Here is a 22,681-nt window from a genome sequence, read left to right as displayed (position 1 = left end):
CTCCAGGGGGATCGAGCAGAAAATTATGGACATAATTTTTTGCTCATATTATGGTCGAAATATAAATTAATCCAGCCCCGGATCATCCCCATGGCAAACGCCCCGACACCCTCACGCAGTTTGTTGTTTTTATTGGTTGCCCTGACAGCACTGGGTGAAGTCTCGACCCAATTGATCATCCCGGGCCTGGGCTCTATCGAGCAGGCGCTGGCGGCGCCGCCCGGTTCGGCATTGATGGCGATGTCGGCATTTGTCGCGGCGTTTGGCCTTGGGCAACTGCTGTTTGGCCCGCTGTCGGACCGCATAGGTCGCCGTCCCGTGCTGATCGGCGGCTTGGTCCTGTATGCTCTGGCCACGTTGTCGATGCTGTTGGTCAGCGACATCCACCAATTGATTGCCGCCCGGGTCGCGCAGGGGCTGGGCGCCTGCGCCGCGCTGGTGTTGGCGCGCACGGTGGTGCGCGATGTCTGGAAAGCCGAGGCGGGCCCGGCCCTGGCGTTGACCATGATCGGCATGCTCTACGCCATTGTGGTCGCACCGATGATCGGCGGCCTGCTGATCAAACTCTTCGGTTGGCGCGCGCCTATCGTCCTCTCGTTGCTCATCGGTAGCGCGGTGTTGCTGCTGGCGCTGCTGTTTTTCCGCGAGAGCAACCATTCCCTCGATCCCAAGGCCGGTCATTGGCGCACGCTGGGCGGGCAATACCTGGATTTACTCAAAAGCCGCCAATACCGCGCCTACGCCGTCGCGCTGGCCTGTACCTATGGCGCCATGTTTGCGGTGATTGCCGGCTCCTCGGCGGTGTTTATCAACCTGTTGGGTTTCAGCAGCCTTGCATACGGCATCAACTTCGGCCTGATCGTGTCGATGCTGATCCTCGGTTCCACCTACACCCGGCGCAATATCCTGCGCCTGGGCGCGCAACGGATTGTGGCGATGGGCGTGACGATAGTGGCTGTGGGCGGTCTGTCGGCCGTGTTGATTTACGCAGTGTTCGGCCTCTCGGTCGTCGGCTTGGACCTGCCGATTGCGCTGGTCACCCTCGGCGGTGGGCTGGTGTTGCCAGGCTCGGTCACCGGTGGGGTGATGCCCAATGCCCACCGCGCCGGCCTGGCCGCCGGCTTGATGGGCTTTTCCCAGATGTTCGGCGCAACCTGCAGCGGCTTGTTATTGAGCCAACTGCGCGATGGCAGCGCCGTGCCCATGATCATGCTCGAGGCCAGTTTTGCGGTGGCGGCATTCGTCGCGTTTCACCTGTTGCGTGAGCGCCGGCCGGCGCTGGCGGCTGCCTAGCCATAAGCGGTTGATTGTCTCACCTGTGGGACAGTAAGAGCTGTGGCTGCTATCTAGCGCTCAATTGGTATCGGATTTAAGGTGTATGCACTTTGGAGGTACACCATGAAAAAACTGATCGGTATCTACACCAGCCCCCGCGCCCACTGGGTCGGCGACGGCTTCCCGGTGCGTACGCTGTTTTCCTACGACACCATGGGCAAGCACATCAGCCCATTCCTGTTGCTGGACCACGCAGGCCCTGCCGATTTCACCCCCACCGAGCAACGTCGTGGCGTCGGCCAGCACCCTCATCGTGGGTTTGAAACCGTGACCATCGTCTACGATGGCGAAGTCGAGCACCGCGATTCCACGGGTGCCGGCGGCAAAATCGGCCCTGGCGATGTGCAGTGGATGACGGCGGCCAAAGGCATCCTCCACGAGGAGTTCCACTCCGAAGCCTTTGCCCGCAGCGGCGGGGCACTGGAGATGGTGCAACTGTGGGTCAACTTGCCGGCCAAGGACAAAATGGCCGACGCGGGCTACCAGACCATCGTCGATGGCGACATTCCGCTGCTGCCGTTGGCTGACGGCGCCGGGCAACTGCGCCTGATTGCCGGTGAGTTCGCCGGCACCCAGGGCCCGGCGCGCACCTTTACGCCGATTGACGTGTGGGACCTGCGCCTCAACGCCGGTAAAGCGCTGACGCTGGACCTGCATGCCGGGCGCAATACCGCGTTGGTGATCCTGCGCGGCACGGTGCTGGTCAACGGTGAGGAAGTCGCACGCCAAGGCCAGTTAGCCTTGTTCGAGCGCGATGGCAGCCAACTGACCCTGGAGGCCAACGACGACGCCAAGGTGCTGCTGCTCAGCGGCGAGCCGATCGACGAGCCCATCGTCGGCCACGGCCCGTTCGTGATGAACACCGAGCAGGAAATACACCAGGCGTTTGTCGACTTCCAGTCGGGCAAGTTTGGGCGGATGTGAAGCCAGGGGGGGGCGCAACCCCCTTGTGGGAGCGGGCTTGTTGTGGCTGGGGAGCTTGTTGTGGCGAGCAAGCTCCTTCACCACAACAAGCCCGCTCCCACATTTTGCTTGGCGCTATACCTGATCTGTCTATTTCATGCGATCTTCTGCGCATTCGCCCTGGAGTCGCCTGGATGCCCACATTTATCGCTGAACACCCCATGCTCTGCGCGTTGGCGCTGATCTTTATCGACATTGCCGTGTGGCGGCTGATTTCCGTCAACCTGGCCAGTTGGAAGCTGGCGGCGCGGTTGGTGATCTTCGCGGTTTTCAGCGCCGTGCTGTTCAACGACGGCATGAACCCCATGCAACTGGCGCCCTATGCCGACGACACCACCTTGCACCTGGCCGCCACGGCCCTGCAGATCGGCTGGTGGCTGTTCGCGGCGCGCACCCTCACGGTGTTGCTCGGCACCGTGATGATGCAGCGGGTCGGTCACACCGGGCGGCTGTTGCAGGACCTGATGGGCGCGGTGATTTTCCTGATCGCGATCATCGCGGCCATGGCCTATGTGCTCGACCTGCCGGTCAAGGGGGTGCTCGCCACCTCCGGCGCGGTGGCGATCATCGTCGGCCTGGCGCTGCAGAGCACCTTGAGCGATGTGTTTTCCGGGATCGTGCTCAACACCACCAAGCCGTATCAACTCGATGACTGGATTTCCATCGACGGCACCGAAGGCCGCGTCACGGATATCGACTGGCGCGCCACCCGCCTGCAAACCTCCCAAGGCAGCCTGGCGGTGATTCCCAACTCCCTGGCGGCCAAAGCCAAGATCATCAACTTCTCACGCCCGGCGGACATGTTCGGGCTGGCGGTCAGCCTGCAAGTGAGCCCCCACGCGCGCCCGCAAACTGTGATCGAAGCATTGGAACGGGCGATGCTGGGGTGCCGGCCGTTGCTGGCCACGCCGGCCCCGAGCGTGGCATTCAAGTCTTCGGGCAGTGGCGGCGTCGAATATGAGATCAGTGGTTTCGTGCCGGCCATGGGCCTCAAGCGCGATGTGCGCAACCAACTCTATGACCTGGCATTCCGTCATCTGCAGGCCGCGGGCGTCAGCCTGTTGTCCGCCACCGAAAGCAGCGCGCCAAGCTTGGTGTCCGGGGCGCGGGCACTGCTGGAGCGCTCGCCGATTTTCTCCACCCTGCGCCAGGAAGAAAAGGACACCTTCAGCCAGAACATGGTCCTGCAGTCTTTTCGTAGCGGCGAGATGATCTTGCCGGCGGGAGAGGTCAGCGACCACTTGTTCATCGTCGCCTCCGGTGTGGTCTCGGTCATGCTGACCAAGGATGGGCGCAAATTCGAAGCCGGGCGCATGGGGCCAGGTGAGGTGATTGGCGAAGCGGGGATTCTGTCCGATCAAGGCGTGCCGGCAGACTTCCTGGCCAAGACCTACTGCACCCTGTACCGCGTCGAGAAGGAATACCTCAAGCCTTGCCTGGATGCGCGGCATGACATCAGCGAGGCCATGAAAGCCTTGCTCGACTTCCGCCTGCACGCGGCCCAGACCTTGACTCAAGCCACACCGGTCGCGCCGGTAAAGACCGGGTTCCTGCAATGGCTGCGCAACCGTGGCCTGTAGATTGGTCACCTGTTCTTCGCCCGAATTGGCTATTTCTCCGGGACGCCGCGCTGACTAATCTGCTCAGCGTTCCCACCGTTCCCGGAGTATCACCATGCAGGCCCGTACCGATTTCTACACCGCGTCCCCAGATGCCATGAAAGCCATGCTTGCCCTGGAAGCCGCCGTTGGCAAACTGTCCATTGAACTGCCGTTGCTGGAGCTGGTGCGCCTGCGCGTGTCGCAAATCAACGGCTGCGCCTTCTGCCTCGACATGCACACCGCCGATGCGCGCAAGGGCGGTGAAACCGAGCGCCGCCTGTACACCGTGTCGGCCTGGCGCGAAACACCCTTCTTCACCCCCCGTGAGCGTGCCGCCCTGGCCTGGGCCGAAAGCCTGACCCTGATCAGCCAGACCCACGCCGCCGACGCCGACTACAGCGCACTGGCGGCTGAGTTCAGCCCACAGGAGCAGGTCGACCTGAGCGTGGCGATCAGCACGATCAACAGCTGGAACCGCCTGGCGGTGGGCTTTCGCAAGATGCCCAAGTAATCAGAAATTGACCGAGGCACTCAGGCGCGCCGTCAAGGGCGCGCCCTGGAACAGGTAGTCATCGCCCAGGTACTCGCCCGCGTCGCGCCAGTAGCGCTTGTCGAACAGGTTGTCGACGCTCAGGCGAAACACCGTTTCATAGCCGTCGAGCCGGGTGGTGTAGCGGCTGCCCACATTGACCACCGCATAATCCCCCACCTCCACATTGCCGCTGCGATTGGCGTACTTCTTGGCGCTGTATTGCACGCCGCCGAGTACCGCCAGGCCGTTGACCCACGGCAAGGCATAGTCGGCGTACACACTGGCGCGCAGCTTGGGCACGTTGATCGCTTGATGGCCTTCGTAAGCCGGCGTGCCGCTGCCGTCCACCCGGGCACGGATCGCCGCCACGCTGGTGGCGATTTGCAGGCGCTCAGTGGCCCAACCGTTGGCTGACAACTCCAGCCCGGTGTTCTGCTGCCGGCCTTGTTGCACGTAGGTGAACTGGCCATTTTCGGGTTTGGCGTACTGATAGGCCTGGCGCGTCTGGAACACGGCGGCGGCGAAGCTGATACGGCGCCAGTCGTATTTCACACCGGCTTCGATTTGCCGCGAGGTGGTCGGGGCCAGGGTTTCATCGGCATTGGTTGCGAACCACGGCGCGCTCCCGCCCAGGGACAGGCCCTTGCTGTAGCTGGTGTACAGCGAGAGGTTTTCAATCGGTTTATAGATCAACGACGCCTGGGGTAGAAACACAGACTGCTGGGTATGACGCGCCGGGTTGCCATCGCTGTCGAAGGCTTTTTCATCCAGGCGCACTTCACGTCCGCCGAGAATCGTCTGCCACTGCTCGTTGAAACGAATGCGGTCGGTGACGAACAGGCCGTACTGGCGGCTGTCGAGGTTACGGTGGCTGTCGTTCAACGGGACGTCGGTGGCTGGGAAACTCGGCGCATCTTCGTTGATATTGCCGCTGCCGATGTACTCGTTGACCGGTTTGCGCTTGTCGATCACCCGGCGGAACGCGCTGGTGCCGAAGGTCAGCTCATGGCCCAGGCCCGCCGTGTCGAACAGCCCGGTCATGGCGGCTTGCACTTCGTCATCGCGGCGGGTGTCGTCGGGGCTGCGGTAGTCGTAGATGCCGTAATCGCCTTGCGCAGAAAAATAGTTGCCCAGGCCCGTCGTGTCGCCGCCCCAGGCAAACGCGCTGTAATCGTCAATCACCACCTTGCTGTGTGCCGCGCTGACGGAGCCTGTCCACTGATCGCTGAAGCGGTACTCGAACTTGCCGTTGAGGTTCAACGAATCGATACCGACCTGGCGGCCGCCGGTTTGATGGCCGAGCAGTTTCTTCGGCGACGCGTCGTGGGGCACTTCGCTGCCGCCGAGCAACTGATAGCCCGGCACCGAACGCTGCTGCTTGTTCTGGTATTCCGCATCCAGTTGCAGCACGGCATCGGGGCTGATATTCCAGTCGAACGCCAGGGACACGAAATCACGCTGGCCATTGGCATGCTCCACATAGCTGTGCAGGTCTTCATGGGCCACGTTGGCGCGCAGGCCAAATTGCTGTTCGCTGCCGAACCAGCCACCGACGTCGGTGGCGACATAACCACTGCCACGATCGTCGCTGGAAACGCTGACCGAGCGCATATCCTCCGGGCGCTTGGTCACATAGTTGATCACACCGCCGGGCTCGGAGATGCCACTCTGCAAACCCGCCAGTCCCTTGAGCACTTCCACCTGCTGCTTGTTTTCCAGGGCGACGTTCTGCTCGCCGGTGATGGTGCGCCCGTTGATCTTGTAGCTGCTCGCGGCATTCAGTGAAAAGCCGCGCACCACAAAGTTTTCGTAATAGCCAATGGGCGCATAGCTGTCACCCACTGCGGCGTCGTTGCGCAGCACTTCGCTGAGCAGGCGGGCCTGCTGGTCCTTGAGCATGGCGGCGTTGATCACTGTGATCGAGGCCGGGGTGTCCAGCAATGGCGTTTCAGTGAAGCCGCCGACCGAGGCTGTGTCGCTGCGGTAGCCGGATGCTTCCTGGCCCTGGACCTTCACCGCCGGCAGCTCTATTTCAGCCGCCAGGCTGTTGCCGATGCCGCCGCTGAGCAGCAGGCCGAGGGCAAAATGTGAAGGAGCGACGGGACGAAAACGCAAAACCATGGGGCAGGGCCTTAAAGCGCGGGGAGGGGGCGCATAAGCTAGGGGGCAACGCGGCAGCGGGCAAGCCCAAATATCAGTCACTGAAGACTTTTTTGCGGGTGCGGGCTGTTCGCGTCAGATCATTGCTTGCCGGGCATGTCGATGCCCAACCGGTTGACCCGGCGATACAGCGTCGCCCGCGAAATCCCGAGTGCCTGCGCCGTCGGCAACGGCTTCCAGCGATGTCGAATCAGCGCGTCCAGCACGACCTGGCGTTCCGGGCTGGCACTCGGTTGCACCCGTGCCTCAACCTGTTCCCCGCGCACCTCAACCGGCAAATTCGCCAATTGCAGGGTATCGCCTTCGCACACCGCGCAGGCATACGCCAGCACATGCTGCAATTGCCGCACGTTGCCCGGCCAGGCATAACCAAGCAGCGCTTGGAGTGCCGCCTCGCTGAGGCCCAGCGTCATGCCGCTGTTGCGCGCTTGCTGTTCCAGCAGTCGGTTGATCAACGCCAGCTTGTCGGTACGCTCGCGCAATGGCGGCAGGCAGAAGCGCGCACAACCGAGGCGAAAGTACAGGTCTTCGCGAAAGCGCCCTTGGCTGACCAATTCCGCCAAGTCGCGGTGGCTGGCACAGATCACCTGGATATCCACATGGCGCGCCTTTGCCGCGCCCAACGGCGCCACTTCGCCTTCGGCCATCACCCGCAGCAGGCGCGTTTGCAGCGCCAGCGGCATATCGCCGATTTCGTCGAGGAACAGCGTGCCGCCATCGGCTTGTACCAGCAGCCCCGGCATACCCTTGCTGGAGGCGCCGGTAAATGCCCCGGCCACGTAGCCGAACAGTTCGCTCTCGATCAGGTTTTCCGGAATCGCTGCGCAATTCACCGCTACGAACGGCCCGTTGCGGCGAGCACTTTGTGCATGCAACTGGCGGGCAAAGACTTCCTTGCCGGCGCCGGTTTCACCCTGTACCAGCACCGGCAGGTTGCGGTCCTTGACCCGCACGGCCAGGCGCAAATGCTCTTCGACGCGTGCATCCACCTGCGCCACCGTTGCGGCGCGTACCGGTTGGCGCCTGGGGGCATTGACGCGTACGTGCAGCGCGCCCGGTTCGCCCAGCCAATGCAGTTGCTGGGCGTGTTGATCCGTGACTGCGCGCAACGCCTCCAGGTCGAACACTTCGCCGATATGCGCCGGCACCTGGCCGAAGCGTCGGCGCAGGGCTTGGCGGGCTTTGCTGTTGAGCGCCTGCAGGCGACCGTCCTGGTCCCAGGCCAGCAGCAGGTCAGGCTGGCTGTCGACGTAACCCGGCGTGCTGTGGGCTTGCAGCACCCAGTGCTGGCGAGCGCTGTGCATGAAGAAGGCATTCTCGATGGCCTGGGCACTCTGCGCCACCAGCTGGCGCACCAGGTGCTGGCTGCGGCGGTCGTCCGGCGACTGCAAGGCTGAGGCGTCCATCACGCCCAGCAGGTTGCCCTGGGGATCGAAAATCGGCGCGGCGGAGCAGGTCAGGCCGATAAACGCGGCGCGGAAGTGGTCGCGTTTATGCACCGTCACCGCCGACTGGCTGGTCAGCACCGTGGCCACGCCGCAGGTGCCTTCTTCGGCTTCCGACCAGCAGGTGCCCAGGTACAGGCCGGCCTTGCGGCAGTCGCTGCGAATCGTGGTGTCCACGCGATGGTCGATGGTCTGGCCCTGAGCGTCGGTGAGCATCACGCAATAGTCGGCGTGACGCACGCGGTGATGCAACTGGCCGACGGCTTCGCTGGCGATGCGCATGAACAGCTCGGCACGTTCGCGGCATTCCTTGAGCAAGGGTTCGGTGAGGATGCGTGGCCCTTGCAGCGAACCCGGGTCCAGGTGGTATTGCTCCATGGAGCGGCGCCAGGAGTCGAAGATCACCGACGGTACCGGCGCCTGGGGCAGGCGATCGGCATTGCGCACCACGCGGCTGACGCAGTCGACATGCTCCTTGGGGGTCAGCCCCCTTGAGTTCGCGGCGAGCATAAGGCCTCCGGTTCTCGATCTTTGTTGTTATGCCCGCCATTAAGCGCGTATGCGCCGGGAGGGACAAGGGCAGCCTGACCAAATGCCCGGCGTGAGACGCAGCGTCTCATCCGGCGCGAGACGCTGCTTGCGTATTGCACTGCCGCGTCTCATGCGGAGCTGGCCCGGGGCGTGGGCACAGGCTGACGGCGCCGCTCTGGATCAGGCATTTGCCAGGTTTTCCAAGGCCTTGGCACAGGCTGTGCTGAAGGGCCTGTAGCTGGTCGAAGCCAGCCTTTTGTGTGTCGAGACAACCTGGAGAACAACAAGATGTCCACTCACCTGTCCACCGATCAATTGCTGCATGCCTACACCGTGATGCGCACCATCCGTGATTTTGAAGAACGCCTGCACGTGGAGTTCGCCACCGGCGAGATCCCAGGCTTTGTGCACCTGTACGCCGGGCAGGAAGCCTGCGCCGCCGGGGTCATGGCCCACCTCAACGATGAAGATTGCATTGCTTCCAACCACCGTGGCCACGGGCATTGCATCGCCAAGGGCGTGGATGTGTTCGGCATGATGGCCGAGATCTACGGCAAGAAAACCGGCGTGTGTGGCGGCAAGGGCGGCTCCATGCACATCGCCGACCAGGAGAAGGGCATGCTCGGTGCCAACGGCATCGTCGGGGCCGGTGCGCCGTTGGCGGCCGGTGCGGCGCTGGCCGCCAAACTCAAGGGTAGCCAAGGCGTGGCCGTGGCGTTCTTTGGCGACGGTGGCTCCAACGAGGGGGCGGTATTCGAGGCGATGAACCTGGCTGCGATCATGCGGCTGCCCTGCCTGTTCGTTGCCGAAAACAACGGCTATGCCGAGGCCACCGGTTCCGGCTGGTCGGTAGCCTGCAAGGACATCGCCGAGCGTGCCGTAGGGTTTGGCATGCCGGGGGTGATCGTCGATGGCAATGATTTCTTCGCGGTGCATGCAGCGCTCGGCGTCGCGGTGGAGCGTGCCCGCAGCGGCCAGGGGCCGACCCTGGTGGAAGTCAAATTGAGCCGCTTCTACGGCCATTTCGAAGGTGATGCGCAAACCTATCGCGGCCCCGATGAAGTGAAAAACCTGCGCGAATCCCACGATTGCCTGACGCTGTTCCGTCAGCGTTGCGACGCCGAAGGCTGGTTGGAAGTGGCGCAACTGGAGCGCATCGACCGTGAGGTAGCGCAGTTGATTGACGACGCCGTGCGCCTGGCCAAGTCCGACCCCAAGCCTCAGGCCGCCGACCTGCTCAGCGATGTGTACGTCGCGTACCACTCATAACAACAACTACGTGGAGAGAATTTTATGGCTCGCAAAATCAGCTATCAGCAGGCGATCAACGAAGCCCTGGCCCAGGAAATGCGCCGCGACCAGAGCGTCTTCATCATTGGCCAGGACGTCTGCGGCGGCACCGGCTCGCCCGGCGAGCAGGACGCCTGGGGCGGTGTGTTGGGAGTTACCAAGGGCTTGTATCCGCAATTTCCCGACCGCGTGCTGGACGCGCCGTTGTCCGAAGTCGGCTACGTGGGCATGGCGGTGGGCGCCGCCACTCGCGGCATGCGCCCGGTGTGCGAGTTGATGTTCGTCGACTTTATCGGCTGCTGCCTCGACCAGTTGCTCAACCAGGCCGCCAAGTTCCGCTACATGTTCGGCGGCAAGACCACCACGCCGTTGGTGATGCGTGCCATGTACGGTGCCGGCCTGCGCGCCGCCGCCCAGCATTCGCAGATGCTCACCTCGATGTGGACGCACATTCCCGGGCTCAAGGTGGTGTGCCCGGCCACGCCCTATGACGCCAAGGGCATGCTGATCCAGGCTATCCGCGACAACGATCCGGTGATCTTCCTCGAGCACAAGATGCTCTACAGCCTGCAAGGCGAAGTGCCGGAAGAGTTGTACACCGTGCCTTTTGGCGAAGCCAACTTTGTGCGCGAAGGCCGGGACGTCACCTTGGTCACTTACGGGCGCATGGTGCATATCGCCCTGGAAGCCGCCGCCAACCTGGCGCGCCAAGGCATCGATTGCGAAGTGCTCGACCTGCGCACCACCAGCCCGCTGGACGCAGACAGCATCCTGGAAAGCGTCGAGAAAACCGGGCGCCTGGTGGTGATCGACGAATCCAACCCACGTTGTTCCATCGCCACGGATATCAGCGCGTTGGTGGCGCAGGAGGCGTTTTCATGCCTGCGTGCTCCCATCCAGATGGTCACCGCGCCGCACACGCCGGTGCCGTTTTCCGATGCGCTGGAAGACCTGTACATCCCCAACGCCGCGAAGATCGAAGCCGCCGTGCTGAAGATCGCCGACAAGAGGACCGCCGCATGATCCATACCTTGACCATGCCCAAGTGGGGGCTGTCGATGACCGAGGGCCGTATCGACATCTGGCTCAAGCAACCCGGCGACCGGGTGGAGAAGGGCGAGGCGGTGCTGGACGTGGAGACCGACAAAATCTCCAGCAGCGTCGAGGCGCCGTTCAATGGCGTACTGCGCCGGGTGCTGGCGCAGAGCGACGAGACGTTGCTGGTGGGCGCGTTGCTGGGGATTGTGGTGGAGGGCGAGGCCACCGACGCGCAGATTGATGCAGTGATCGAAAGCTTCAACGCCGGGTTTGTCGCCAGCGCGGATGAAGTCCAAGCGTCTGGCCCCAGCGCGCAGAAGGTTGAACTGGGCGGGCGTTTGCTGCGCTATCTCGACCTGGGCGAGGGCGCCACACCGTTGGTGCTGATCCATGGCTTCGGCGGTGACCTGAACAACTGGCTGTTCAACCAGCCGGCATTGGCCGCCGAACGCCGCGTGATCGCGCTCGACCTGCCAGGGCATGGCGAGTCGGGCAAGCACCTGCAAAGTGCGGATGCACACGAGTTGAGCCATGCGGTGTTGGCGTTGCTCGATCACCTTGCACTCGACCGCGTGCACCTGGCGGGCCACTCCATGGGTGGGTTGGTCGCGCTGACGCTCGCCGACCAGGCGCCCGAGCGTATTGCTTCACTGACGCTGATCGCCAGCGCCGGCCTGGGACCGGATATCAATGGTGATTACCTGCAAGGCTTTGTCGAGGCCAACCACCGCAACGCGCTCAAGCCGCAATTGACCCAACTGTTCAGCGACCCCGCGTTGGTGACGCGGCAGATGCTCGAGGACATGCTCAAGTTCAAGCGCCTGGAAGGGGTGGATCAGGCGTTGCGGCAGCTCAATGCCAAGCTGTTCGACGGTGGGCGGCAGACGCTGGATTTGCGCAAGGTGGTGGGGCGGCAACCGAGCCTGGTGATCTGGGGCAGTGACGATGCAATCATCCCGGCCAACCACGCCGAGGGGCTGCAGGCCCGGGTAGAGATCCTGCCGGGGCAGGGGCATATGGTGCAGTTGGAGGCCGCGGAGCGGGTCAACCTGTTGATGGCGGCGTTTCTCAAGTCACAGCCTTGAGGCATCCAAGGTAGGAGCGAGCTTGCTCGCGAAGCACTCACAGGCGCCGCGTTGATTCAGGCAACACGGGGTATCGTTGAGGTTTTTCGCGAGCAAGCTCGCTGCTACAGTTTCAACCGTGACGCTTGAGGGTTTCGCTGGGCAACTCTTTGAACAGGGCACGGTAGCTGTTGGAAAACCGCCCCAAATGCCAGAACGACCAGTTCATCGCCACCTCGGCCACGGTCGTTCCGGGCGAGTTCAACAACTCCCGCCGTGCGCCATTCAAGCGGCGCAGGCGTAACCACTGCGCCGGGCTCATCCCGGTGTAGGTCTTGAAGCCCTGCTGCAACTGACGCAGCGGCACCCCCGCAATCTGCGCCAGTTCCAGCAGGTTCACGGTTTCATCCGGCGCATCCGCCGCCCAAGCGCCGATGCGCGCCATCAACTGGCGTTCGGCGCTGCGACGTTGCAATGAACTGTCGTCCAGGCACACGCAGGCGTTATCCAGAATGAACAGGCAGTCATCGAGCAGTTGCTGGGTGAGGGCGTCGCGACTGATCGGGTCGCTGACGGCGGACAAGCGCGTCAGGGTGCCGCTGAGCCAGCGGGTGAACAGCGCGTTTTGCCGGCAGGTCAGCGGCGCCATGAACAAACCGTCCAGCTTCGCCACGTCCAACCCTTGGCGCTGCACGAACTGCGGGCCGAATACCACGGCCACCTCACGGTAGTTTTCCGGGGTGATCCAGGTGTTGCGGCTTTCGCCATTGAGCATGTACAGCGCGTTGTCGCTGCCGTCGAAACAGAACGCCAGCGAGCCCGGCGGTGCATTGAAATGCTGTTCCACGCGGGTGTTCATGCACTCTTCGTACACCTGCACACCTTGCAGGTCGAGGTAGCGGACCTGCCCGGCAAAATGCCCCGGTGACATCTGCTGGTACTGCTGCACCCAGCCGGGTGTTGCATTGCATTGAGCGGCCACATCACCGGTGGTGAAGGCCTGTACGCGCAAAGCGGTTGCCTGTGTCATGAATGACCTTGGCGCACTCTATTGGTGCGTTATGGTTCGTGCAAAGTGGATAGATGCCCGTTGAAGGCTGGCCCAAGATAGACCTCAATGCGCCGAGAGTACAAGCCGGCGTGTGTATCCCACCCATGACGAGGTCCTTATGAACGCCCCCTTCGATCAGCTGTCCGCCTGGCTGAAAGAACACAAGATTACCGAAGTCGAATGCGTGATCAGTGATTTGACTGGCATCGCACGCGGCAAGATTGCGCCCACCAATAAGTTCCTGCATGAGCGAGGCATGCGCCTGCCGGAAAGTGTGTTGCTGCAAACGGTGACCGGGGACTTCGTCGACGACGATATCTACTACGACCTGCTCGACCCGGCCGACATCGACATGGTGTGCCGCCCGGTGTCCAACGCGACCTATGTGGTGCCCTGGGCCATAGAGCCCACCGCGATCGTGATCCACGACACCTTCGACAAGCAGGGCAACCCCATCGAGCTGTCGCCGCGCAACGTACTGAAGAAGGTATTGCAGCTCTACACCGAGCGCGGCTGGCAGCCGATTGTCGCGCCGGAAATGGAGTTCTACCTGACCCAGCGTTGCGAAGACCCGGACCTGCCGCTGAAAACCCCGGTGGGCCGTTCCGGGCGCGCCGAAACCGGCCGCCAGTCGTTTTCCATCGACGCCGCCAACGAGTTCGACCCGCTGTTCGAAGACGTCTACGACTGGTGCGAAGCCCAGGGCCTGGACCTCGATACGCTGATCCACGAAGACGGCCCGGCACAGATGGAAATCAACTTCCGTCATGGTGACGCCCTTGACCTGGCCGACCAGATCACCGTGTTCAAGCGCACCCTGCGCGAAGCCGCGCTCAAGCACAACGTCGCCGCCACCTTCATGGCCAAGCCGGTGGCCGACGAGCCGGGCAGCGCCATGCACCTGCACCAGAGCGTGGTGGACATCGCCACCGGCAAACCGGTATTCGTCGATGGCGACGGCAAGATGAGCACCTTGTTCCTGCACCACATCGGCGGTTTGCAGAAGTACATCCCCAAGCTGCTGCCGATGTTTGCACCCAACGTGAACTCGTTCCGGCGCTTCCTGCCTGACACCTCGGCACCGGTCAACGTCGAGTGGGGCGAAGAAAACCGCACCGTCGGCCTGCGCGTGCCCACCTCCAGCCCCGACGCCATGCGCGTGGAAAACCGCCTGCCCGGCGCCGATGCCAACCCTTACCTGGCGATTGCCGCGAGCTTGCTGTGCGGCTACCTGGGCATGGTCGAACAGATCGAGCCGAGTGCACCGGTTGAAGGGCGTGCCTACGAGCGTCGCAACCTGCGCCTGCCGTTCACCCTCGAAGACGCGCTGGCGCGGATGGAGGATTGCGACACGGTCAAGCACTACCTGGGCGACAAGTTCGTGCGGGGCTACGTCGCGGTCAAGCGCGCCGAACATGAGAATTTCAAGCGCGTGATCAGTTCCTGGGAGCGTGAGTTCCTGTTGTTGAGCGTCTAAAAAACCAAAAAAAGGGGTGTCGATATGCGTCTTGTGAAAAAGCTTCTTCCGCTGGCCCTGGTAGCCGCCTTCAGCAGCACCAGCCAGGCGGCGCAAACGGTGAGTGTCTACAACTGGACCGATTACATCGGCGACACCACCTTGGCTGATTTCCAGGCCAAGACCGGGATAAAAGTGATCTACGACGTATTCGACTCCAACGAAACCCTGGAGGGCAAACTGCTGGCCGGGCGCACCGGCTATGACGTGGTGGTGCCGTCCAACCACTTCCTGGCGCGGCAGGTGAAAGCGGGGGCGTTCCTCAAGCTCGACCGTGCGCAGTTGCCCAACTTCAAGAACCTGGACCCCAAGTTGCTCGCGCTGCTCGAGAAAAATGACCCGGGCAACGCGCACTCGGTGCCGTACCTGTGGGGCACCAACGGCATCGGCTATAACGTCGACAAGGTCAAGCAGGTGCTGGGCATCGACCATATCGACTCGTGGGCGGTGCTGTTCGAGCCGGAAAACATCAAGAAGCTCAACCAGTGCGGCGTGGCCTTCCTCGATTCGGCGGACGAGCTGTTCCCGGCGATCCTCAACTACATGGGCAAGGACCCCCGCAGCGAGAACCCCAAGGATTACCAGGAGGCGGAAGCCAAGCTGCTGACACTGCGGCCGTATATCACTTACTTCCATTCCTCCAAGTACATCTCGGACCTGGCCAACGGTGACATCTGCGTGGCGTTCGGGTATTCCGGCGACGTGTTCCAGGCCGCCAACCGTGCCAAGGAAGCCAAGAACGGGGTGAACATCGCCTATTCGATCCCCAAGGAAGGCTCCAACCTGTGGTTCGACCTGCTGGCCATTCCCGCCGACGCCGGCAACGTCAAAGAAGCCCACGCCTTCATCAACTACCTGCTGGACCCCGAGGTGATCGCCAAGGTCAGTGCCTCGGTGGGGTATGCCAACGCCAACCCCGCGGCCAAGCCGTTCATGGCCCCGGAACTGGTGAACAACCCTGAGGTTTACCCGCCCCAGGCGGTGCTCGACAAACTCTATATTTCCACCACGCCAACCCCGGCGACCATGCGCCTGATGACCCGCGCCTGGAGCAAAGTGAAGACCAACAAATGATGCAGTCCAGTGAGCACGCCCGCTCCTATTACCGGGCGACGGCCAATGCCATGCCTGAGCGTGCGGTATTGGACGCGGAGCTTGACGCCGATGTCTGTGTGATCGGCGGTGGCTTCACCGGCGTCAACACCGCCATCGAGCTGGCCCAGCGCGGGCTTTCGGTGATCCTGCTGGAGGCCCGGCGCATCGGTTGGGGCGCCAGCGGGCGCAATGGCGGGCAGTTGATTCGCGGCATCGGCCACGATGTCTCGGGGTTCGCCAAGTACATCGGCGAGGAGGGCGTGGCTTACCTGGAGCGTGCCGGCATCGATTCGGTGGCGCTGGTCGGCGAGCGCATCCGCGAGCACGGCATCGACTGCGACCTGCGCTGGGGCTTTTGCGAATTGGCCAACACCCCGGCGCAGTTCGCTGCATTCACGCGTGAGCAGGAACACCTGGCGCAGTTGGGGTACACCCCCGAAACGCGCTTGGTGCCACGCCACGCGATGGCGCAGGTGGTGGATTCCACGGTGTATGCCGGTGGCCTGGTGGACATGGGCTCCGGGCATCTGCACCCGCTCAATCTGGTGCTGGGCGAAGCCCGCGTGGCCGAGGCCCTCGGGGTGCGGATTTTCGAGCACAGCCCGGTGCTGGAGCTGATCCACGGCGACAGGGTACAGGTGCGTTGCGCGGGCGGCACGGTACGCGCCGGCCACCTGGTGCTGGCGTGCAATGCCCACCTGGAGGAGCTGGAACCGCGCCTGAGCGGCAAGGTGTTGCCGGCGGGCAGTTACATCATCGCGACCGAACCGTTGAGCGAAACGCAGGCCAGGCAACTGATCCCGCAAAACCTGGCCCTGTGCGACCAGAAAATCGGCCTGGATTACTACCGCCTTTCAGCTGACCGTCGCCTGTTGTTCGGGGGCGCGTGTCATTATTCGGGACGCGACCCGGCCGACATCGCGGCATATATGCAACCGAAGATGCTCAAGGTGTTCCCGCAGTTGGCCAACACCGCTATCGAGTTCCAGTGGGGCGGCAAGATCGGCATTACCGCCAATCGCTTTCCCCAGGTCGGGCGGTTGCAGCAGTACCCCAACGTGTTCTATGCCCAGGGCTATTCCGGGCATGGGCTCAACGTGACCCACTGGTGCGCGCGCTTGCTGGCCGAAGGCATTCATGCCGGGCAGAGCCGGGGCCTGGACCTGTTCAGTCGCGTGCCGCACATGACCTTCCCCGGTGGCAAGCTGTTGCGATCACCGTTGTTAGCCCTGGGCATGCTCGGCTTGCGTTTGCGCGGGCTTGTCGCTGGCTAGACCTTGAAGGACTCAAGTTGGTCGCAGTATGTCTTGGACGGTCCGATCTTTGCCGTCTAGGATCTTTTCAACGGTCATGACGACCCTGAGACTGGTTGATTCAACGTGAGGATTTCGATGATGAATATTGATGTGAGTGGCAAAGTCGCCATCGTCAGCGGCAGCACCGCCGGGATCGGCCTGGGCATCGGCCGCGCCCTGGCGCAGTCCGGCGCCACCGTAGTGGTGATCGGGCGAGAGGCGGGCAAGGTGGATGCGGCGCTGGCGAGCATTCGCCAGGACGTGCCGGGAGCGGACCTGCGTGGCGTGGTCGCCGACCTCGGCACCCTGGAGGGCGCAGAAAAACTGTTCGCCGCCGAGCCGCATGCCGACATCCTGGTCAACAACCTGGGCATCTTCAATGATGTGGACTTCTTCGACGCGCCCGACAGCGAGTGGGCGCGTTTCTACGAGGTCAATGTGATCTCCGGCGTGCGCCTGGCGCGGCATTATGTGCCGGGCATGGTGACGCAGGGCTGGGGCCGGGTGATCTTCGTGTCTTCGGAATCCGGCATTGCGATCCCGGCCGACATGATCAACTACGGCGTGACCAAAAGTGCCAACCTGGCGGTGTCCCATGGTTTGGCCAAACGCCTGGCGGGCACCGGTGTGACGGTCAACGCGATCCTGCCGGGACCGACCTTTACCGATGGCCTGGAGCAGATGCTCACGGACGCCACGGCCAAATCCGGACGCAGTGCCCGGGATGAAGCGGATGTGTTTGTGCAAAACGCCCGGCCGACGTCGATCATCCAGCGCGCAGCCAATGTGGATGAAGTGGCGAACCTGGTGGCGTACATTGCTTCACCGCTGTCGTCGGCCACCACTGGTGCGGCGTTGCGGGTCGATGGTGGTGTCGTCGACAGCATGGCGATCTGATTTTTCTGGAATGGAGTATGACCCGTGGCAACAGCAGCTTGCGTGATTGAAATACCGGCATCGGCCGATGAGGTCTGGCAATTGGTCGGCGGCTTCGATGCGCTGCCCAAGTGGCTGCCCTTGATCGTCAAGAGCGAAACCCGCGAAGGCGGCCGTGTGCGTCATCTGCAAGCGGCCGATGGCGGTGTGGTGGTCGAGCGTCTGCAGACGTTCGACAACGTGGCGCGCACCTACAGCTACACCATCGAACAGTCGCCGTTCCCGGTGTCGGCGTACCTCGCGACCTTGCAGGTTGAAGCCTTGACTGACACGTCGGCGAAGGCGACCTGGTCCGGCGTGTTCACCCCGGCGGCCGGCACCACGGATGAGCAGGTTGAAGCGCTGTTCGCCGGGGTCTACCGCGGCGGGCTTGAGGCGCTGCGGGCTAACTTCCCCGGCTGAGCCGTTCGAGGATCAGCGCCAGTGACTGGTCCGGCGTGACGTTCGCGGTGTCGAGCGTCAACGTCGGCTCGGTCCAGGCGACGTACTCGTGGGCCGCAACGGCCTGCCAGGTCGGCGGCGTCAGCCCTGGGATATCGCCTGTGCGGGTTTCCACGCGACGTTGGTGTTCCTGGCGATCCGAGCAGGTCACTTGGATATTCATCAGCTCGACGCTCGCCGTCGTCGCCACGGCGCGCCAGGCTTGCCGGCTTTCTTCGACGGGGTTTACGCAGTCGGCGACCACCCCAAGCCCCAAGCACAAGTTGCTCAGGGCCAGCGCATTCGCCACGTGGTAGCCGCTGGCGCCCACCTCGCCGGCCAATACGGCCGCCTCGCGCAGCGCCTGCTCGATCACATCGATACGTAAGTAAACCGCACCCAGCCGGCGTGCCAGTTCCCGGGCAATGGTGGTCTTACCGGTGCCGGGCAGGCCGCTGAAGACAATAAGCATGGTCGATCCTTCGAAGAGTGGGCGCAGCCAGTCTAGCGGTGTCTACTTCAAATAGCAGGCGCTGATCCAGTCCGCCGGGTGCTCGGCCAATTGTTTGGCCACCGGCAGGTAACGGCTGTCCAGTTGTGCCGCCAACCAGAACAGCGTGGCGCTGCTCTTGGGTTGCCAGGTGCCGCTGTAGCCGGCTTCACCGACGTTGGCGCGGTCTTTGTCGAATTGCACATGGGTGTGCACGAACTCCTGGTGGCTGCGCTGGCCGTTGGCATAGGGCACCAGCCAGTCCAGCGCAGCCCCCAGGGAAGCGCCGTTGGCGCTGAGCTTCAACCAGTCGCCGCCGATGCCGTAGGGTTTCGCCGCCAGTGCGGCCTGCACCAGCGGTTCGAGGTCGTAGACCACGTAATGCAGGGCGTCGCGGTCCTGGAAGTCGGTCACCGAACCATCGGGCAGGACATTGTCGGCGATCTGCTGTTTAAACAGTTGCAGCGCCTGTTCCAGCATCGGCCGATCACCCAGTGCGGCGGCGGCCACGGTCACCAGCTTGACGCGATGGCTCTGCCAGTTATTGGTCTGGGTGCCTTTCTTCGCGCCGTGAAATTGCTGGATCTGCGCGATGTAGCCGTTGCCCAGGCGTTGGATCAAGCGACGGCTGGCGTCGCGGGTCTCCAGCCGCAGGTGGTCGGCGGTGAGCGCGTAGGCGCTGATCAGCATGTCGAGGTTGGTTTCGTCGATGGGGTTGAAGTCCGGTTGATACACGTCGGCCCAGGCGGCCAGGTCGTTATCGACTTGCTTGAGGTAGCGCGGGTCGCCACTCATGCGCCAGGCCAGCGCGGCCTGGCGCATGATCGGCCAGTCCTTTTCGGCGGCGATGCTCTGCTCGCGGATACCCTGGTTGGGCAAGGTCCCTTCGGTATGCACACGGGGCAGCGGGTTGGGCGTGTCGCCCAAGTGCCGTTGCGCCGCCTCCAGCAACACCTTGGCATTCGGGCTGGTGGCGGCCGGCTGGCAAAGAGTGGCCGCGATGGCCCCCTGGGACAACACGGCGAGTGCCGCAATTAAGGCGAGTCGGTTGGTTTTCATGAAAAGCTCGGCTGGGCTGGAACGCGACCACGCTAGCATGGGGCTGGACCGGGTTTGATGAAACTCCCCTCGACTCAGTATGCTGGCGTTCACCGCCCGCTCGCCCACAGGATTGTCCATGCCCTTGCCGTTCGTGAAAATGCACGCCCATGGCGATGATTTCATCATCATCGACCGTCGTGGCCAGGACGACCCGATTACCGCGCAAATCGCCCGTCGCCTGGGCAACCGTCACACCGGCATCGGTTTCAACCAACTGGCCGTGGTGCTCGACTGCGCGGACGCCGCTGCGCGCGTCAAATTCTGGAACCCCAACGGCACGCCGCTGGCCACTTGCGGCAGCGCCACCCGTGGGGTAGCCGACCGCCTGATGCATGAAACCGGCACGCAGTCGGTGGTGTTGCGCACCGACCGCGGCCTGCTCACCTGTACGCGTGCGCCGGGGCGGCAGGTGGCGGTGAACATGGGCCCACCGTCGCTGGGCTGGGCTGACGTGCCGCTGGCCGAAGCGATGGACACCCGCGCCTTGGCCATCGACGGCGCGCCGGCGGCGTGCAGCATGGGCAACCCGCACTGCACGTATTTTGTTGACGACGTCGCCGCCATCGACGTGGCGGCGCTGGGCCCGGCGCTGGAGGTTCACCCATGGTTCCCCGCCAGGACCAACGTGCATTTCGTGCAGGTACTGGACCGCCGCCACATCCGTCTGCGCATCTGGGAGCGTGGTGGCGGCGTGCCGCTGGGTTCCGGTTCGTGCTGCTGCGCGGCGGTGGTCAACGGGATCCGCCGCGGTTTACTGGATGACACGGTGGCCGTGCAGTGCGACGGCGGCACCGTCACCGTGCAGTGGGACGGGCAGGGCGGGGTGATATTGACCGGCAGCGTCGAGCCGATCATGCAGGGCAGTGCCTACGGGCTTTGAAACGTCACGGTAAAGGTCGTGCCTTCGGCCGCAGCGGAGCTCACCGCCACATCCCCGCCATGCACCTTGGCCAGCTCGCGCACGATGTACAGGCCCAGGCCCACGCTGCGTACGTCGCTGCCTTGGTCGGTGCCCCGGGTCATGGGTTCGAACAGCCCCGCCAACAGCGCTTTGGGAATTGCCGCGCCGTGGTTGTGCACCGCCACTTCGCAGCCGCCGTCACTCAGGCGTGAGGTGATGGTGATCGGCTGTTGCAGGTCGCCATACGCCACGCTATTGGCCACCAGGTTGCCGATGATCTGTTGCACCCGGTCGGCGTCCAGGCAGGCATTGCCCTGGCCTTCGGCTCGATGTTCCAGCGTGGCCTTGGGGAACGCCACGCGCAACTCATCCACGGCGTGGCGAATCACCGCATGCAAGTCCAACGGCGCGGTCTTGATGGTGATGCCCTGGCCGACCCGGGCCTGGGTGAAGTCCAACAGGTCGGCGATCATGCGCTGGGCGCGCTCGGACGATTGGCTGATATGCCCGAGCAGTTGTTGCTCCCGGGCTGTGCGTTCGCCACGGCTGAGAAAGTCGGACGCCATGCGGATGGCGGTCAGCGGATTCTTCAGGTCGTGGCTGACGATCGCCACCATCTGCTCGGCAAACAATGCACGGCGCTGTGAAATCGCATAGGCCTCGTGCAGTTCAGCCTGGGCCTGTTGCAACGCGACCTCGGCGGCGGTTTTTTCCTGCAGGAGGGCTTCGGCGAGGTGGCGTGCGTTGAGCAGTTCGCGCTCGTACTTGTCGCGGTCGGTGGTGCCGAACAGCGCCAGGTCGTAGACCGCACCTTCGGGCACCTCGCGCTTGATACCGTTGAGCAGCACGGTCACTTTGTGCCCGTCGCGGTGCAGGATGTCGAGCTTCACTTCCGTGATGCGGCCCTGCATGCGCAGCATGGGTGCCAAGTGGGTCTGGTGGAAAATCCGCCCGCCCATGGTCAGCAGATCCTGGAAACGGCGGCCGCATAACTCGTCTGGGTCGAACCCCAGCCAGTCGCTGAAGCGGGCGTTGGCTCGCACAATCGTGCCGTCTTCAGCGGTGACGGCCAGCGCGCAGGCGGCGTTGTCGAACAGCTCAGACAGCATCGGTGGTCGCCCAGGGGGCCAGGAACGCGTCCATTGCCGCTGCACAGGCCAGCGGTGCACTCATGTGCGGGCAATGGCCGACGTTGTCGACCAGGCAGTAGGTGCTGTCGGGTAGCACGCTGTGCAAGTATTCGCCCACGGCGACCGGGGCGATCAGGTCATCGCTCGATTGCAGGATCAGCACTGGCACGTTCAGGCCGAGCACGTCCTCGCGGTTGTCCGAGAGGAAGGTGACGCGCGCGAACTGCTTGGCGATGTCCGGCTCGGTGCGGCAGAAACTTTCGGTCAGCTCCGTGCTGAGCGCCGGTTGGCCCGGCGCGCCCATGATCACCGGCGCCATGGCGCTCGACCAGCCGAGGTAGTTGCTGTCGAGGGTGTCGAGCAGGTCATCGATATCACTGCGCTTGAAGCCGCCCACGTAGTTATCGGTGTCGATATAGCGCGGCGAGGGGCCGATCATCACATGGCCGGCGACGCGTCCGGGCGCCAGGCGGTCGGCCAGGGTGCCGATCATCGCGCTGACCGAGTGGCCCACCAGAATCACCGGGCCCTGGGCGTAAGCGTCGATAATTTCGTTGAGGTCGCGGGCGTAGCCATCCAACACGCTGTATTTGTGTTTGTCGAAGGCGTCCAGGTCTGACAGGCCGGCTCCGACGAGGTCGTACAGGACCACGCGGTAACGCGCCAGGAAATGCGGGGCCAAGTAGTTCCACATCGCCTGGTTGCAACCAAAACCATGGGAGAACACCAGCGTCGCGCGACCGTCGCCCATCACGTGGATATTGTTGCGGTGGCGGAGGTCCATGGA

20 protein-coding genes are annotated in these 22,681 nt (G+C 63.4%); 13 read left to right on the top strand and 7 right to left on the bottom strand.

Annotation, left to right across the window (positions count from 1 at the left end):
* Positions 1-90 precede the first annotated feature (90 nt).
* From DK870_RS28020 to DK870_RS28005, 4 genes are all read left to right on the top strand, one after another.
* Positions 91-1,293 (top strand): multidrug effflux MFS transporter, encoded by a 1,203-nt coding sequence (locus DK870_RS28020; RefSeq protein ID WP_161550308.1) that lies wholly within the window; start codon positions 91-93, stop codon positions 1,291-1,293.
* Between the two features lie 105 nt (positions 1,294-1,398).
* The gene (locus tag DK870_RS28015; protein WP_060752455.1) at positions 1,399-2,259 is read left to right on the top strand and encodes a pirin family protein; all 861 of its coding nucleotides are present in this window, start codon (positions 1,399-1,401) and stop codon (positions 2,257-2,259) included.
* Between the two features lie 173 nt (positions 2,260-2,432).
* Positions 2,433-3,878 (top strand): cyclic nucleotide-binding domain-containing protein, encoded by a 1,446-nt coding sequence (locus DK870_RS28010; protein WP_060752456.1) that lies wholly within the window; start codon positions 2,433-2,435, stop codon positions 3,876-3,878.
* Positions 3,879-3,972: 94 nt separating this feature from the next.
* A complete protein-coding gene (locus tag DK870_RS28005; protein WP_090370387.1) occupies positions 3,973-4,410 on the top strand; it encodes a carboxymuconolactone decarboxylase family protein in 438 nt (145 codons plus the stop codon).
* Here DK870_RS28005 and DK870_RS28000 read toward each other — a convergent pair whose 3' ends face one another.
* Both DK870_RS28000 and DK870_RS27995 read right to left on the bottom strand, forming a co-directional pair.
* Complete coding sequence (locus DK870_RS28000) at positions 4,411-6,552, bottom strand: TonB-dependent siderophore receptor (protein ID WP_161550307.1); 2,142 nt, start codon at positions 6,550-6,552, stop codon at positions 4,411-4,413. It abuts the gene before it with no gap.
* A 119-nt stretch (positions 6,553-6,671) separates the two neighbouring features.
* Positions 6,672-8,546: a sigma-54-dependent Fis family transcriptional regulator gene (locus tag DK870_RS27995; protein ID WP_161550306.1), complete on the bottom strand. Its 1,875-nt coding sequence runs from the start codon at positions 8,544-8,546 to the stop codon at positions 6,672-6,674.
* Positions 8,547-8,855: 309 nt separating this feature from the next.
* On the opposite strand from DK870_RS27995, the gene DK870_RS27990 reads away from it, so the two are divergent.
* From DK870_RS27990 to DK870_RS27980, 3 genes are read left to right on the top strand one after another with little or no spacing between them, the layout of a single operon-like run.
* A complete protein-coding gene (locus DK870_RS27990; RefSeq protein ID WP_104994074.1) occupies positions 8,856-9,836 on the top strand; it encodes a thiamine pyrophosphate-dependent dehydrogenase E1 component subunit alpha in 981 nt (326 codons plus the stop codon).
* Between the two features lie 24 nt (positions 9,837-9,860).
* A complete protein-coding gene (locus tag DK870_RS27985; protein WP_161550305.1) occupies positions 9,861-10,880 on the top strand; it encodes an alpha-ketoacid dehydrogenase subunit beta in 1,020 nt (339 codons plus the stop codon).
* Positions 10,877-11,980: an acetoin dehydrogenase dihydrolipoyllysine-residue acetyltransferase subunit gene (locus DK870_RS27980; protein ID WP_060752462.1), complete on the top strand. Its 1,104-nt coding sequence runs from the start codon at positions 10,877-10,879 to the stop codon at positions 11,978-11,980. Before DK870_RS27985 ends, DK870_RS27980 begins: the two co-directional genes overlap by 4 nt.
* Positions 11,981-12,092: 112 nt before the next feature.
* Here the strand turns inward: DK870_RS27980 and DK870_RS27975 are convergent, their stop codons facing one another.
* Positions 12,093-12,989, bottom strand: coding sequence for a helix-turn-helix domain-containing protein (locus DK870_RS27975; RefSeq protein ID WP_060752463.1), 897 nt, complete (start codon positions 12,987-12,989; stop codon positions 12,093-12,095).
* A 139-nt stretch (positions 12,990-13,128) separates the two neighbouring features.
* On the opposite strand from DK870_RS27975, the gene DK870_RS27970 reads away from it, so the two are divergent.
* From DK870_RS27970 to DK870_RS27950, 5 genes are all read left to right on the top strand, one after another.
* Entirely contained in the window at positions 13,129-14,487 is a 1,359-nt protein-coding gene (locus tag DK870_RS27970) for a glutamine synthetase family protein (protein ID WP_161550304.1), read from the top strand.
* Between the two features lie 24 nt (positions 14,488-14,511).
* Positions 14,512-15,600 carry a polyamine ABC transporter substrate-binding protein gene (locus DK870_RS27965; RefSeq protein ID WP_090370399.1) on the top strand — a complete coding sequence of 363 codons (1,089 nt, stop codon included), beginning with the start codon at positions 14,512-14,514 and terminating at the stop codon, positions 15,598-15,600.
* Positions 15,597-16,895 carry an FAD-binding oxidoreductase gene (locus DK870_RS27960; RefSeq protein WP_161550303.1) on the top strand — a complete coding sequence of 433 codons (1,299 nt, stop codon included), beginning with the start codon at positions 15,597-15,599 and terminating at the stop codon, positions 16,893-16,895. Before DK870_RS27965 ends, DK870_RS27960 begins: the two co-directional genes overlap by 4 nt.
* 120 nt (positions 16,896-17,015) lie before the next feature.
* A complete protein-coding gene (locus DK870_RS27955) occupies positions 17,016-17,813 on the top strand; it encodes an SDR family NAD(P)-dependent oxidoreductase (protein WP_060752467.1) in 798 nt (265 codons plus the stop codon).
* Between the two features lie 24 nt (positions 17,814-17,837).
* On the top strand, positions 17,838-18,254 hold the full coding sequence (locus tag DK870_RS27950) for an SRPBCC family protein (RefSeq protein ID WP_060752468.1): 417 nt from the start codon (positions 17,838-17,840) through the stop codon (positions 18,252-18,254).
* On the opposite strand, the gene DK870_RS27945 is transcribed toward DK870_RS27950, so the two are convergent.
* Both DK870_RS27945 and DK870_RS27940 read right to left on the bottom strand, forming a co-directional pair.
* Positions 18,238-18,744, bottom strand: coding sequence for an AAA family ATPase (locus DK870_RS27945; protein ID WP_161550302.1), 507 nt, complete (start codon positions 18,742-18,744; stop codon positions 18,238-18,240). The two genes, DK870_RS27950 and DK870_RS27945, sit on opposite strands and share 17 nt — an antisense overlap.
* Before the next feature lie 42 nt (positions 18,745-18,786).
* On the bottom strand, positions 18,787-19,821 hold the full coding sequence (locus DK870_RS27940) for an alginate lyase family protein (RefSeq protein ID WP_161550301.1): 1,035 nt from the start codon (positions 19,819-19,821) through the stop codon (positions 18,787-18,789).
* Between the two features lie 118 nt (positions 19,822-19,939).
* On the opposite strand from DK870_RS27940, the gene dapF reads away from it, so the two are divergent.
* Positions 19,940-20,743 carry a diaminopimelate epimerase gene (dapF, locus tag DK870_RS27935; protein WP_060752471.1) on the top strand — a complete coding sequence of 268 codons (804 nt, stop codon included), beginning with the start codon at positions 19,940-19,942 and terminating at the stop codon, positions 20,741-20,743.
* On the opposite strand, the gene DK870_RS27930 is transcribed toward dapF, so the two are convergent.
* Positions 20,731-21,873 (bottom strand): PAS domain-containing sensor histidine kinase, encoded by a 1,143-nt coding sequence (locus tag DK870_RS27930; RefSeq protein WP_161550300.1) that lies wholly within the window; start codon positions 21,871-21,873, stop codon positions 20,731-20,733. The two genes, dapF and DK870_RS27930, sit on opposite strands and share 13 nt — an antisense overlap.
* Positions 21,863-22,678 (bottom strand): alpha/beta fold hydrolase, encoded by an 816-nt coding sequence (locus tag DK870_RS27925; RefSeq protein WP_161550299.1) that lies wholly within the window; start codon positions 22,676-22,678, stop codon positions 21,863-21,865. The genes DK870_RS27930 and DK870_RS27925 overlap by 11 nt, the downstream gene beginning before the upstream one ends.
* Positions 22,679-22,681 lie beyond the last annotated feature (3 nt).

This window comes from Pseudomonas sp. Q1 (assembly GCF_009935975.1).
GTDB classification, from domain to species: Bacteria; Pseudomonadota; Gammaproteobacteria; order Pseudomonadales; family Pseudomonadaceae; genus Aquipseudomonas; species Aquipseudomonas palleroniana.
This window is presented reverse-complemented; position numbering and strand designations above follow the sequence as displayed.

What these genes read in the sequence shown, in the direction of transcription:
- DK870_RS28000 (WP_161550307.1), bottom strand. Translation starts at nt 6,552, where the DNA reads ATGGTTTTGCGTTTTCGTCCCGTCGCTCCTTCACATTTTGCCCTCGGC.
- DK870_RS27995 (WP_161550306.1), bottom strand. Translation starts at nt 8,546, where the DNA reads ATGCTCGCCGCGAACTCAAGGGGGCTGACCCCCAAGGAGCATGTCGAC.
- DK870_RS27990 (WP_104994074.1), top strand. Translation starts at nt 8,856, where the DNA reads ATGTCCACTCACCTGTCCACCGATCAATTGCTGCATGCCTACACCGTG.
- DK870_RS27975 (WP_060752463.1), bottom strand. Translation starts at nt 12,989, where the DNA reads ATGACACAGGCAACCGCTTTGCGCGTACAGGCCTTCACCACCGGTGAT.
- DK870_RS28010 (WP_060752456.1), top strand. Translation starts at nt 2,433, where the DNA reads ATGCCCACATTTATCGCTGAACACCCCATGCTCTGCGCGTTGGCGCTG.
- DK870_RS28005 (WP_090370387.1), top strand. Translation starts at nt 3,973, where the DNA reads ATGCAGGCCCGTACCGATTTCTACACCGCGTCCCCAGATGCCATGAAA.
- DK870_RS27960 (WP_161550303.1), top strand. Translation starts at nt 15,597, where the DNA reads ATGATGCAGTCCAGTGAGCACGCCCGCTCCTATTACCGGGCGACGGCC.
- DK870_RS27980 (WP_060752462.1), top strand. Translation starts at nt 10,877, where the DNA reads ATGATCCATACCTTGACCATGCCCAAGTGGGGGCTGTCGATGACCGAG.
- DK870_RS27930 (WP_161550300.1), bottom strand. Translation starts at nt 21,873, where the DNA reads ATGCTGTCTGAGCTGTTCGACAACGCCGCCTGCGCGCTGGCCGTCACC.
- DK870_RS27985 (WP_161550305.1), top strand. Translation starts at nt 9,861, where the DNA reads ATGGCTCGCAAAATCAGCTATCAGCAGGCGATCAACGAAGCCCTGGCC.
- dapF (WP_060752471.1), top strand. Translation starts at nt 19,940, where the DNA reads ATGCCCTTGCCGTTCGTGAAAATGCACGCCCATGGCGATGATTTCATC.
- DK870_RS27945 (WP_161550302.1), bottom strand. Translation starts at nt 18,744, where the DNA reads ATGCTTATTGTCTTCAGCGGCCTGCCCGGCACCGGTAAGACCACCATT.
- DK870_RS28015 (WP_060752455.1), top strand. Translation starts at nt 1,399, where the DNA reads ATGAAAAAACTGATCGGTATCTACACCAGCCCCCGCGCCCACTGGGTC.
- DK870_RS27965 (WP_090370399.1), top strand. Translation starts at nt 14,512, where the DNA reads ATGCGTCTTGTGAAAAAGCTTCTTCCGCTGGCCCTGGTAGCCGCCTTC.
- DK870_RS27970 (WP_161550304.1), top strand. Translation starts at nt 13,129, where the DNA reads ATGAACGCCCCCTTCGATCAGCTGTCCGCCTGGCTGAAAGAACACAAG.
- DK870_RS27955 (WP_060752467.1), top strand. Translation starts at nt 17,016, where the DNA reads ATGAATATTGATGTGAGTGGCAAAGTCGCCATCGTCAGCGGCAGCACC.
- DK870_RS27940 (WP_161550301.1), bottom strand. Translation starts at nt 19,821, where the DNA reads ATGAAAACCAACCGACTCGCCTTAATTGCGGCACTCGCCGTGTTGTCC.
- DK870_RS28020 (WP_161550308.1), top strand. Translation starts at nt 91, where the DNA reads ATGGCAAACGCCCCGACACCCTCACGCAGTTTGTTGTTTTTATTGGTT.
- DK870_RS27925 (WP_161550299.1), bottom strand. Translation starts at nt 22,678, where the DNA reads ATGGACCTCCGCCACCGCAACAATATCCACGTGATGGGCGACGGTCGC.